The sequence below is a fragment of the Streptomyces sp. MGP-P1 genome (genome assembly GCF_057766565.1).
Genome location: NZ_JBYMEM010000001.1, coordinates 508,212 through 520,114, shown reverse-complemented (window position 1 = coordinate 520,114; position 11,903 = coordinate 508,212). Strand labels below are relative to the sequence as shown.

Sequence of the window (11,903 nt, the reverse complement as noted above, 5' to 3'; positions counted from 1 at the left end):
CGCTTACAGCGGCGGATCCGATGCTTCTGGGGGGACGGCCAACCGGTCCGTGAGCAGAGCAAGGGGACTTCCCCAAGAGCGCAACGGCGCTTGTCCCTCGTGCCGGTTGAGTCGGCCGGGGTGACGGCTGCGTGCAAGGCCCCTTTGGTGGGAGGGGTGTTGAAGGCCGAATGTGTCCAGGCCGTGCCCAGGTCCAACCCGTGCCCGCTCTCGGAGGCCGATGGCGCCCGCCGCACCCCGGCGCTACATTCCGGGCGGACGGCCGGGGGCTCCCGGCGGCGATGTCCCACAGCCGTACGGCTCCGAGAAACCCCGCGCCCGCACAGCACACCGGACTCCGAAGGACGGACCGCCCATGCTCTGTACGCGACTGACCAACGCGCGCATCCTCACGATGGACCCCCGGCACCCCGTCGCCCACGACCTGGGTATCTGGCGGGGGCGGGTCGTCGGGGTGGACGAGGCCGTGACGTCCCTGCCCGCCCGCGAGGTCGTCGACCTGGACGGTGCCACCGTGCTGCCCGGTTTCATCGACAGCCATGTCCACCTGGCCTGGGCCGGACTGAAGGCCGGCACGCCGAGCATCGCCCCGTGCGAGCGGGTCGAGGACATCCTCGCCGTGGTGGACGCGGCGGCCCGGCGGCAGGCCCCTGCCGGCGCCTGGGTGGACGTCGCCGGGTACGACCAGCGGGCCCTGGGCCGGCATCTGACCGCCGCCGAGCTGGACCGGGTCAGTCACGGCCGCAAGGTCCTCCTGATGCACGACTCCGGGCACGCGTGCGTCGTCAACACCGCCGTGCTGGAGCTCCTGCCGGACGGAACGCCGCACGAGGACGGCTTCCTCGCCGAGAGCGCCATGACCACCGCCCGCCGGCTGCGGCTGCCCTACTCCCAGGAAGAGCTGGCCGACGCGATCGAGCTCGCCGCCCGCGGCTGCCTCGACGAGGGGATCACGGCCTGCGCCGAGGCGGGCATAGGCGGCGGACTCCTCGGTCACAGCCCCGTCGAACTGGGTGCCTACCAACTGCTCCGGGACCGCGGTCGACTGCCCCTGCGGGTCCAGCTCATGGCGTCCGGCGACACACTGCGCCCCCGCGCCACCCATGCCGACGACGGGTTCCCCCGGGCCCTGGACCTCGGCCTGCGCACCGGGTTCGGCGACGACTGGCTGTCCCTGGGCGCCCTGAAGATCTACACCGACGGCGGGATGATGGCGCGCACGGCGGCGCTCACCTCCCCGTACGAGGGCACGACCGACAACGTCGGCCGTTTCCAGGACGACCCCGGCCTTCTCACCGACCTCATCGTCGACGGCCACCTGGCGGGCTGGCAGCTCGCCGTCCACGCCATCGGCGACCGCGCCGCCGACCTCGCCCTGGACGCCCTGGAACGGGCCCAGAAGCTCCGCCCCCGCCCGGACGCGCGCCACCGCATCGAGCACGCCGGACTGATCCGCCCGGACCAACTGCCCCGGTTCGCCGGGCTCGGCGTGAGCGCCGTGGTCCAGCCCAGCTTCCTGCGCTGCTTCGGCGACGACTACGCGACGGTGATGGGGGAGGAGCGGGCCGGCTGGTTGTACCGGGGCCGGGGCTTCCTGGACCACGGGGTCGCCCTCGTCGGCAGCTCGGACCGCCCCGTCACGGACGGTTCACCGCTGCGGGCGATCCAGTTCATGGTCGAACGCGCCTCCGCGTCGGGCCGCCTCGTCGGCCCGGACGAGGCCGTCACCGTCGACGAGGCGCTGCGTGCCTACACGGTCGCCGGCGCCCACGCCTGCCACTGGGAGGCGTCGGCGGGCGCCCTCTCGCCGGGAACGCGCGCCGACCTGGTGGTGCTGGGCGACGACCCGCACCGCGTGGACCCCTCGCGGATCGGGGACATCGCGATCGTCGGGACCTTCGTGGACGGCCGGGACGCCCGCCTCGCTGGGTGACGTTCCAGGCTCGGCACCATGCGTGGGGAGAAGACGGAGAACGGGTCGAGCGCCGCGTGGGCGTGGGTGGCCGAGCGCAACGCCGGACGGGGTCTCGGGTACTGACGGGGCAACCACCCGCCTGCTCCCCTCAACTCCGTTCACACCGAGCCACTTCGAAGGCTGACGGACGGTCGACCCAGCTCCTCCCGGCCGCCGGGTGACGGCCCCGTGGCAGTCCCGGAGGCAGTCCGCGTTGAGCTCGGTGACAGAACAATAGGTCGCTCTTTTCGTGTTATTTAGGGTGAATGTGGACATTGGCCCGTAGGTTGGGGAGAAACGCCACCCGAGTGGCGTCCCGTGTCCCCCGACCCGCAACCGGCCCGGGGCCGGGCGGCCACCGTTCCACCGGCCGCCCGGAGTCCCGAGCCGCAGGTCATGAACGAGGAAAGGCAGGGCAGGTGAACGTGCTGGGGATCATCGCCTCCGGTGTGGCCGCGCTGTTCATCACGGTCGCACTCGCCAAGGGCGCCCGCCGTGCGGCGCCCCGCCCCCACGCCCCGGACGAACCGGGCAGGCGGGCGCCACGGGCCGCGGCGCTGCGCAGGGCAGGCGGTGCCACGGTCGTGCTCGGCGTCGGCACGGCGGTCGGCGGGGCCCAGTGGCTCGGAGTGGTGGACGACTCCGTCGGCCCCGTCGCGGGGCTGCTCGCCGGAGCCGGGATCGTCGCCGCCCTGGGGCTCGTCCACGACCTGAAGCCGTTCCCGGCCGCCCTCCGCCTCCCCGTGCAGACGGCCGCCGCGGTCCTCGTCGTCTGCCTCGCCGGACTGTCACCGGCGGCGGGCGTCCTGGCCGTGCTCTGGATCGTCCTCGTCACCAACGCGTTCGCCCTGCTCGACCACGCCGACGGACTGTTGTCCACCGTCGGGCTGGTCACCGCCGCCGGGCTGCTTGCGTGCGCCGCCGTCGGCGGGAGCCCCGCCCTCGCCCTGCTTCCGGCGACCCTGGTGGCCGGCCTGGCCGGCTTCCTGCTCCACAACTGGCACCCCGCCCGCCTCCGGCTCGGCGCATCCGGTGCCCAGTTCACCGGATTCGCGCTGGCCGCATCCGGCGCGCTGATCCAGACGGCGGCCCCGTCGGGCCGCGCCGCCTGGGCCGCGCTGCCCGTCCTGGCGACGGTGGCCCTGGCCGACACCGCCCTGGTCCTGATCTCCCGCCGCCGCGCCGCGCGTTCCCTGCTGCGCGACACGGACGACCACATCGCGCACCGCCTGCGCCGGGTCCGCGTCACCGTGCCGGGCACGGCGGTCCTCCTCGGCCTGTGGGCGGCAGTGCCGGTCACCACCGCGACACTGGTGTACGCGGAACTGCTGCACCCCGCGCTCCTCCTCCCGCCGCTGGCCGGGACCGCGGCCGCCGTCTTCGCGCTCCTGAGGATTCCGACGTACCCACCGCTCCGCGCGGCCCGCCCCCGTACCGCCGCCCGGCGCACCACGGCGACCTCCACCGGCGCCGCGATCCCCTCCGCCGCCTCCGCACAGCGTGTCGCGGGCCCGGCTCCGGGGAAGAGGGCGCCTGCCGGCACCGCCAGGACCGCCGCGGGGCACCCCACCGTGCCGCCCCCGCCCACCGGCCGGTCCGCCGCCGCGGTGGCCGCCGAGCGAAGCTGACGCCCGCCGGCCCCTGATCACCCCCGCAGCCGGCCGAGCGCGGCGCGGGCCGCGGCGCGCGCGTACGGGGCGAGCATCAGATACGGCGCCCACGGCCAGGTGTGCCGCAGGCAGTACACCCACCACGGGCGGAGCGGCAGCTCCTGCACGGAGGTCACGCGGCGCAGCGCCTCCCGGACGCCGATCCCCGGCTCCCGGGATCCGGGAACGCCCGGCCCGCCCACACACGCACCGGCATGTCCCGGGGCGACGAACGCGGCCACCCCGGCCCGCCGCGCCCGGCGGCCGTGATCGTAGTCGCCCATCCGGTGGCGGAAGACCTTGTCCGGGTCCCCGACTAGGTCGTACACGGCACGGGGCACCAGGATCACGCGCCCGTCGTACGTGTCGCAGGGCTCGGGCCGGTGCTCGCCAGGCTCGACGAGTGTCAGGGAACGGCCCCGCCGGCCGGAGTACACCGTGTCCCCGTACGCGTTCCGGACCGCGCCCACGACGACGGTCCCGGGCCCGGCCGCCCCGGCCGTCCGCAGCAGGTTCGCGAGGGCGTCCGGGAAGAGTTCGACCCCGTCGTCGAGCCAGAGCTGGTGCGTCCACGAGTGGGTCGGCCCGCCGGGTGCGCCGCCGAGCGGACCGCCGCCCCCGCCCCCGCCGCTGCGGCTGTTGCGGCTCGCGATGCGCAGCGCCAGGTTGGGGGGCGTGTCCGCGCCCACCGACATGACCTCCACCGCCGGATGCCGCAGCCGGACCGCCTCCGGCGTACCGTCGGTGCTGCCGGTGTCCACGAGATGCACGCCGACCGTCGCCCCGGCGGGGAGCCCGCGCTGCTTCTCCAGGGCGCGCAGCGCGGACAGCGTTCGCGCACGGCGGTCGTGACTCGTCATCAGCACGGCCAGGTGAACGGAGTGCACAGCGGCTCCTCGGCTACGGAGCGCACTGCGGGCTCCTCAGCTCTTGAATCTCATCATTCATACAGAAAAGCTGATATTCCGCATAGGCTGGGCGAGTGAGTGCCGAACCGACCGCGAACCCGCTCGGGCCGTCATGGGGGCCCGAGCCCCCGCGCCGGCCCGGCCGTCTCGTGCCGGTGCTCGCCTTCCTGCTGGCCGTCCTGTGCGTGACGACGGTCGCCCTGACCGCGACCGTCCGGTCCACGGTCGCCTCGCCCGGCTTCTACCAGGCGGTGCTGGACGAGGAGTCGGCCTACGACCGGCTCTACAGCGAGGTGCTCGTCGATCCGGAGATCTCGCCCGTCACCCGCGATCTGCTCGCGCACCTGCCCGTGCCCGAGGCGCTGGTGACGTCGAACATCAAGGTCGTGCTGCCGCCCGGCACGGTCCGGGCCCTCACCGACCAGCAGATCGAGGCGGTGACCGGCTATCTGCGCGGCGACCGTGACGAGCTCCGGCTGATCGTCGACCTGGCCCCGGTGCTGGAGAACCTCGCCGACCTCGCACGCGTCTACTTCGGCGACCTGGTGGCCAGTATCCAGGGGAGCGACCGGCCGGATTTTGAACGGTTCGCCGCCGACCTCGTCACGGCGCTCGACGCGCTCAAGGAGGGCCGCGCCCCCGACCTGCCCACGCTGCCGCTCACCGAGGACCAGGCCGACCGTGCCGCCGACGTCCTCCTCACGACGGTCCCGGAGGGGGAGCGGGCGGCGCTGCGCCCCGAGATCGAGGTGGCGCTGGAGGAGGGAGACGTATCGACCGCGCTGGCGGTCACCGCGGCCGCCGCGCTCTCCGAAGGCTCACGGACCGCCGCCGCCGGTCTCCGCACCACTCTCCAGGACGGTACGTGGGACCTCACCGGCACGCTGACCACCGCCGGGATGGACCTCACGGCCCTGGAGCGGGCCCGTGCCGCCATCAGGCTCCTGGTCCTGCTCCAGGTCCTCGCCCTCACCGTCGCCCTGGCCGCGTTCGCGACGCTCTGGTTGACCGGTCCCGCCGCCCCGGCCCGTCGGCTGATGCGACTGGGGCAGGCGCTCGCCTGCGCGGGAGTCCTGACCGCCGCGACCGTGCTTCTGGCCCGGCTGATCACCGGAGGACGCCTCCTCACCACACCGTCCTCCTGGGCCCCGAGCGTCGCCGCGCTCGTCGACGACCTCCAGCGCAACGCCGTGAACCAGGCGGTCGCCACCGGGCTGAGCGCCGCCCTCACGGCCCTCGTCGGCGGCGTGCTCCTCACGGGCGTGGGCTGGGCGTTCCTGGTGCGCCCGGGTCGGATGCCGACCCCGACAGCGGTGCGGACGACGGCGGCGGGCGCGGCCTGTGCCGCACTGGCCGGCGCACTGCTCGTGCCGCCCGTGTTCGGCCCGTCCGCACCCCGCGAGTGCCTGGGCAGCAGCCGCCTGTGCGAACTGCGTTACGACGAAGCCGCCTACCTCACCGCGCACAACGCGATGTCCACCACCGCGGACCGGTTCATCGGCCCTCTCCAGGACCCCGACATCACCACTCAGCTCAACACGGGCGTCCGGGCCCTCCAGCTCGACACGTACCGCTGGGAGCGCCCGCAGGACATCGCCGGGCGTCTCGACTCCCCCGAATTCACCCCCGAGCAACGGCGCCTGATCACCAGCGCCATCGACCGGGCGAACCCGCCGCGCGAGGGACTCTGGCTCTGCCACGGTGTCTGCCGCGCCGGGGCCGTCGAACTGGTTCCGGCCCTGGAGGACATCGGCGACTGGCTGCGCGCCCACCCGACCGAGATCGTGACGCTCATCGTCCAGGACGACATCAGCCCCGAGGACACCGAGGAGGCGTTCCGCGCCGCCGGTCTGGAGGACCTCCTGCACACTCCCTCGGCGGATCCCGACGCCCCGTGGCCCACCCTGGCGGAGATGATCGACAGCGGCCGCCGACTGGTGGTGTTCGCCGAGAAGGCCGACGACCCGGCGCCCTGGTACCGCAACTTCTACCGGTACGGGATGGAGACCCCGTTCGCCTTCCGGAGCCCCTCCGAGATGACGTGCGAACCCCACCGGGGCGGCACCGGGAAACGGCTCTTCCTGCTCAACCACTTCATCACGAACGCGGGCGGCAGCCGCCTGGACGCCGGCCGCGTCAACGCCCGCGACCGGGTCCTGGAGCGGGCCCGTGCCTGCGAGGCGGAACGAGGCGGTCCGGTCACCTTCATCGCCGTCGACTACACGACGGTCGGCGACGCGCTCGGTGCGGTGAACGAACTGAACTCCCGTCGAGCGGACAGCAATTGACGGAACGTCAATCGGAGTAGGCGCCCCGCCCGACGTGCCCGCCATCCGAAACCCGGAGGAACCGGGAGGGGAGCGTGAGAGGCTACGTTCCCAGCGGCTCCCCACCGTGCGGACGGAGCCGGACCACTGCCGACAGATGCGGAAAGCAGCGCCCATGACGCCTCCGAGCGACCCCGCACCGCACGGTGCCCCCGCCGCCGTTCCCGCCCCCGGCGACGGGAGCCGACGGCAGCGCGCGGGCCGTCTGCTGGCCGTGAGCGACCTGCACGCCGCGGTGACCGACAACCGGGCCATCGTGGAGTCCCTGCACCCGACGTCCGAAGCGGACTGGCTGATCGTCGCCGGCGATGTGGCGGAGACGCCCGAAGACATCCGGTGGACGCTCGGACTCCTCGCGGAGCGCTTCGCCCACGTGATCTGGACCCCCGGCAACCACGAGCTGTGGACCCTGGCCAAGGACCCGGTCCAACTGCGCGGCCAGGCCCGCTACGAGCACCTCGTCGAGCTGTGCCGGGACCTCGGAGTGACGACTCCGGAAGACCCGTTCCCCCTCTGGCCGGGCCCGGACGGGCCGGTGGCGATCGCGCCGCTCTTCCTCCTGTACGACTACACCTTCCGCGCCCCGGGAACACACACGAAGGAGGAGTCGCTGGCCGTCGCGCACGAGTCCGGCATCGTCTGCAACGACGAATACCTCCTGCACCCGGACCCCTACCCGACGCGGGACGACTGGTGCCGCGCCCGGGTCGCCGAGACCGGTCGCCGGCTCGCGGCACACGACCCCGGGATACCGCTCGTCCTCGCCGGGCACTGGCCGCTGGTCCGGGAACCCACGTCGGTGATGTGGTACCCGGAGTTCGCCCAGTGGTGCGGCACGGAACTGACCGCCGACTGGCACCGTCGTTTCAACGTCACCGCCGTCGTCTACGGTCACCTCCACATCCCCCGTACGACCTGGTACGACGGGGTGCGCTTCGAGGAGGTCTCCATCGGCTACCCGAGGGAGTGGCGCGAGAGGGGACACCCGCGAGGCCTGCTGCGGCAGATCCTCCCCTACGAGGGGCAACCCGCCCCACCGGCCCGCGGCGCCGACACCGAACCGTCCGCGCAGCCGCGCACCCCGGGAGGCTCCTCGTGATCGCGCGACTGCTCCCCGCCGACGTCCCGGGAGGCTCCTCGTGATCGACCGACTGTTGCCCGCCGACGTCTCCTGCGCCGCCACCCGCGCGGAGACCGTCCCCGACGGGACCCTCTTTCCGGAGGAGGAGGCGCTGGTCGCCAAGAGCGTGGCCAAACGCAGGAACGACTTCGCGACGGCCCGCGCCTGTGCCCGGCGCGCCATGGCCGGACTCGGTCTGCCGCCCGTGGCCGTGCTCCACGGTCACCGGGGACGACCGCTGTGGCCCGAGGGAATCGTCGGCAGCCTCACCCACTGCGAGGGGTACCGGGCGGCCGCGCTGGCCCGCGGGAAGGGCGTACTGGCACTCGGCATCGACGCCGAACCGCACGCTCCGCTCCCCGCCGGTGTACGGGAGTTGGTGACCCTGCCCGCCGAACGTGCGCGGATCGGTCTGCCCGCGCCGGTGGGCGAGAGCGAGATCCACTGGGACCGTCTCCTGTTCAGTGCCAAGGAGAGCGTCTTCAAAACCTGGTACCCGGTCACGGGCGTCGAACTCGACTTCGTCGAGGCCGACCTGACGTTCCAACAGACGGGCCATCAAGGCGACCAGGGCGATACGCCCCACGGGGGTACCGCGGCCGAGGGCACGTTCGCCGCGCGTCTGCTCCTCACGGACCCGGCCCTGCCGACCACGCTGCGCGGGCGGTGGCGGATCGAGGACGGCATCGTCGCCACGGCCGTGCTGGTCCGGCCCGACTGGCGGGAGAGCGAGGGGGCGTGACGCCCGGTCGGCCAGGCTGTGCGAGGACGCTGATGAAGGAGTGGTTCGACCGGGCGGCGAACGCTGGGCCGGACGGCTGAACCGAACCAGGGCGCTGCCGGGCCATGCGGTCGTCGGAGGAGTCGGGCGCCGGGGCGTCAGGGGTCATGGTGCCGGGACGGAGGGCAGGAGACCGGACGCGGAGGTCGTCACGGTGCGGGGGAGGAGGCGTCGTGATCGCGGAGACCGTCCTCCGTGCGGCGTGCCGCGTTGCCGACGATCCGTTCGAGGCTTTCCCGTACGTCGTGCTCCGCGCTCCCGTGCGGACCGTACGCGGACACCGTGAGCACGAGGTCGCCGTTCCACAGGAGGAGGGTGCGGCCGGGGCGCCCCTGGTCGTCGGCCGGTATCGCGTAGGCGGCGTCGTGGACCTCCTGGGGCCCGCGTCCGTGGGCACGGTCGAGGTCCTCCTTGACGCGGTACGCGTGACGGGCGGCCTCGGCGGCCTCGTACACCGACGCCCTGGTGCTGAGCTTCCAGAACGTGCCGTCGGGAGCCTTCAGGTCCGCGAGGCAGCCGGTCGTCCGGTAGAGCGGCCGCGCGCCGTTCTCGCCGATGTCCTCCTGGGCGTCGGGAGAGGCGGAGTCGGTGGTGCTGCCGAGGGTGAAGCCCTCGGCGGGCGCGTCGCCCGTGAGGAGATCGCAGGGTCTGCTGGTCCAGCTGTGGGTTCCCGGCGGGCGAGCGTTCTCCGCCGCCGCCTTCCGGCTCTTCCCGTCATCGCCCCCGGAGCAGCCGGCCGAGACCGCCACCGCCAGCCCGATGAGCGCGGCCGACCGCGCCCGGCCTAATGCGGCACTCCTGGATCCGTACATCTTCCACCCCTTCGTCCTGGAGATCCCATTGTCCGATGCTCGTACCGGTGGGTAAAGAAGACCGGGCCCGCACCGAGGGGTGCGGGCCCGGCCGGAGACACGGAGCCGCTCAGGGGCGCGTGGCTCCGGGGCCGAAGTCTCCGGTGAGGGCGGCGGCCATCCGCAGGTGCGGCGCAGCGTCGGCGGTCCGCCCCTGACGCTCCAGCGTCCGGCCCAGCATCAGGTGCGCGTAGTTCTCCACCGGGTCGAGCTCCAGAACGGCCCGGAGCTCCTGCTCCGCCTTGCCCAGCCGGGCGGAGTGGTAGTAGGAGCGGGCCAGCAGCAGTCGCGGCGCGACCTGCTCCGGCGCTTCCCCGACGAGTCCGCCCAGGATCCGGGCGGCCGTCAGGTACTCCTTGGCCTCGAAGAACATCTGCGCCCGGTCCCACCGGTCGGCGGCGGTGCCGAACTCGTAGTAGGTCTCGGTCTCGCTCACGCGTCCTCCTTCATGGGGTGCGGGTCGGCTTCGGGCCGCCCCGCCGTACGTTCAGCCATGACAACACCGCACAATGGTTGAACATTCCACTAAAATTCTGGCGTGGGACCCGGTGCTCCACGCCCCTACGGGAATAGGTTGAGCGCCATGAGCAATCTCGATCGCCAGGCCACGCCCTCCGTCTGCGGAGGACGCGGCTTCGTCGTCGCCGAGCCCGTCCGTGAGCTTCTCGCCCCCCGCCGCGTCCAGCTCGGCGAGGGCACCGAGGTCCGCCGTCTGCTGCCCAATCTGGGCCGGCGCATGGTGGGCGCCTGGGCCTTCGTGGACCACTACGGCCCCGACGACATCGCTGACGAGCCCGGAATGCAGGTCCCGCCACATCCCCACATGGGCCTCCAGACCGTCAGCTGGCTCCACGACGGGGAAGTCCTTCACCGGGACAGTCTCGGCAGCCTGCAGACGGTACGCCCCCGCGAACTGGCCCTGATGACCTCGGGCCGCGCCATCAGCCACTCCGAGGAGAGTCCGAAGGAACATGCCCGGCTGCTGCACGGAGCGCAGCTCTGGGTGGCCCTCCCGGAAGCGCACCGCAACATCGAGCCGCACTTCCAGCACCACACGGACCTGCCCGTCGTCACCGCTCCCGGCGTGAGCGCCACCGTCATCCTGGGCGAACTGGACGGTGCGGCCTCGCCCGGTACCGCGTACACCCCGATCGTCGGCGCCGACGTGACCCTGGCCGGCGGCGCCGAGGCCCGCCTGCCCCTGGACCCCGACTTCGAGTACGCGGTCCTGTCCATGTCGGGCGAGGCCGAGGTCGACGGCGTCCCCGTGCTGCCCGGCTCGATGCTCTACCTCGGTTGCGGACGCACCGAACTGCCGCTGCGCGCCGTCTCCGACGCCGGGCTGATGCTCCTGGGCGGCGAGCCGTTCGAGGAGGAACTGGTCATGTTCTGGAACTTCATCGCCCGATCCGGTGAGGAGATCGTACAGGCGCGGAACGACTGGGAGAAGGGCTCGCGGTTCGGCGAGGTGCGGGGTTACGACGGTGCTCGCCTGTCCGCCCCGGAACTGCCCGCCACCCCGCTGAAGCCGCGCGGACGAGTACGCTGACCTGCGGAAACCTGTAGACGGGCTGGTTGTGCTTCCACTGGCGGTCGCCATGCTGGGGCCCCGATCCGCATTCTGTCCTGGGCTCGGGGCTCGGGGGTCTATTGGATGTGAGAGGAGGCACGTCGAGTCTCGTGTTCGAGCTTATGTGTCAGGGTTCAATCGGATCGATGCTGACCTCTTGCTGACTTTCCTGATTGCCTGTCAGGTGCTGGTAGCCGTATGCCGGAAGCCGTGTGGCTTTGTCGACGTCACACGGCAGCGGTTGTCGACGCCCTCGGGAGGCACTCACCCGCGCCCGGATCTCGATGTCGACGAGAACGGGAGGCAACCGCCAGCACTCGGCAATGGCGGGACGATGGCCGGCAACTACGCCCGTAGCCAGCGCTTTTGTCCTGGGGCCCAACAACGAGCGGCCCCCGCGCCACTCCAGACGCGGTCCGAGGCAACCACTGTGGGCGCATCGCTCCTGTTCGCCGCAGCCGACCCCCCGTGGTAATCGACCGTTGATCACTCCGTGTCAACTGTGGTGGCCAGCTGACCCAGCTGTTGCCTGTTCTCGATCCTGATCCCCCACTTTGCCGACCAGTCCGACATCCGCGCCGACCGCAGTCGTCATCGGCGCGGATGTCATGGTCACTAGGCGACGGGCCGGCACATCCAGCACCACGTCGTCTTTGCTGTCGCGCGACGCCCCTGCGGTCAATGCCCTCGCGCGAGGGCATTGACCGCGGACCGGGCCATGTCGGGCTTGGACTCGGCGATGA

General features: G+C 72.6%; 9 protein-coding genes. 6 read left to right on the top strand and 3 right to left on the bottom strand.

The window, feature by feature from the left end:
- Nucleotides 1-355: 355 nt before the first annotated feature.
- On the top strand, nucleotides 356-1,933 hold the full coding sequence (locus AC3CH1_RS02340; protein WP_488461298.1) for an amidohydrolase: 1,578 nt from the start codon (nucleotides 356-358) through the stop codon (nucleotides 1,931-1,933).
- Between the two features lie 440 nt (nucleotides 1,934-2,373).
- A complete protein-coding gene (locus AC3CH1_RS02335; RefSeq protein ID WP_488461297.1) occupies nucleotides 2,374-3,582 on the top strand; it encodes an MraY family glycosyltransferase in 1,209 nt (402 codons plus the stop codon).
- 17 nt (nucleotides 3,583-3,599) lie between these two features.
- Here the strand turns inward: AC3CH1_RS02335 and AC3CH1_RS02330 are convergent, their stop codons facing one another.
- Nucleotides 3,600-4,490: a glycosyltransferase family 2 protein gene (locus AC3CH1_RS02330; protein WP_488461296.1), complete on the bottom strand. Its 891-nt coding sequence runs from the start codon at nucleotides 4,488-4,490 to the stop codon at nucleotides 3,600-3,602.
- A gap of 95 nt (nucleotides 4,491-4,585) precedes the next feature.
- Here AC3CH1_RS02330 and AC3CH1_RS02325 point away from each other — a divergent pair, with 95 nt between their 5' ends.
- From AC3CH1_RS02325 to AC3CH1_RS02315, 3 genes are all read left to right on the top strand, one after another.
- Complete coding sequence (locus AC3CH1_RS02325) at nucleotides 4,586-6,799, top strand: PI-PLC domain-containing protein (RefSeq protein ID WP_488461295.1); 2,214 nt, start codon at nucleotides 4,586-4,588, stop codon at nucleotides 6,797-6,799.
- Nucleotides 6,800-6,953: 154 nt separating this feature from the next.
- Entirely contained in the window at nucleotides 6,954-7,937 is a 984-nt protein-coding gene (locus tag AC3CH1_RS02320; protein WP_488461294.1) for a metallophosphoesterase family protein, read from the top strand.
- A 40-nt stretch (nucleotides 7,938-7,977) separates the two neighbouring features.
- A complete protein-coding gene (locus AC3CH1_RS02315; RefSeq protein WP_488461293.1) occupies nucleotides 7,978-8,700 on the top strand; it encodes a 4'-phosphopantetheinyl transferase family protein in 723 nt (240 codons plus the stop codon).
- Between the two features lie 188 nt (nucleotides 8,701-8,888).
- Here the strand turns inward: AC3CH1_RS02315 and AC3CH1_RS02310 are convergent, their stop codons facing one another.
- Together AC3CH1_RS02310 and AC3CH1_RS02305 are read right to left on the bottom strand one after the other, a co-directional pair.
- Entirely contained in the window at nucleotides 8,889-9,551 is a 663-nt protein-coding gene (locus AC3CH1_RS02310) for a hypothetical protein (RefSeq protein ID WP_488461292.1), read from the bottom strand.
- Nucleotides 9,552-9,660: 109 nt separating this feature from the next.
- Complete coding sequence (locus AC3CH1_RS02305) at nucleotides 9,661-10,026, bottom strand: tetratricopeptide repeat protein (RefSeq protein WP_488461291.1); 366 nt, start codon at nucleotides 10,024-10,026, stop codon at nucleotides 9,661-9,663.
- Nucleotides 10,027-10,173: 147 nt separating this feature from the next.
- Here AC3CH1_RS02305 and AC3CH1_RS02300 point away from each other — a divergent pair, with 147 nt between their 5' ends.
- Nucleotides 10,174-11,139, top strand: coding sequence for a pirin family protein (locus AC3CH1_RS02300; protein ID WP_488461290.1), 966 nt, complete (start codon nucleotides 10,174-10,176; stop codon nucleotides 11,137-11,139).
- The last annotated feature ends 764 nt before the right edge of the window (nucleotides 11,140-11,903 follow it).

Bases quoted from the DNA above. Each gene is read 5' to 3' on its own strand.
- AC3CH1_RS02320 (WP_488461294.1), top strand. From the start codon at position 6,954: ATGACGCCTCCGAGCGACCCCGCACCGCACGGTGCCCCCGCCGCCGTT.
- AC3CH1_RS02300 (WP_488461290.1), top strand. From the start codon at position 10,174: ATGAGCAATCTCGATCGCCAGGCCACGCCCTCCGTCTGCGGAGGACGC.
- AC3CH1_RS02310 (WP_488461292.1), bottom strand. From the start codon at position 9,551: ATGTACGGATCCAGGAGTGCCGCATTAGGCCGGGCGCGGTCGGCCGCG.
- AC3CH1_RS02340 (WP_488461298.1), top strand. From the start codon at position 356: ATGCTCTGTACGCGACTGACCAACGCGCGCATCCTCACGATGGACCCC.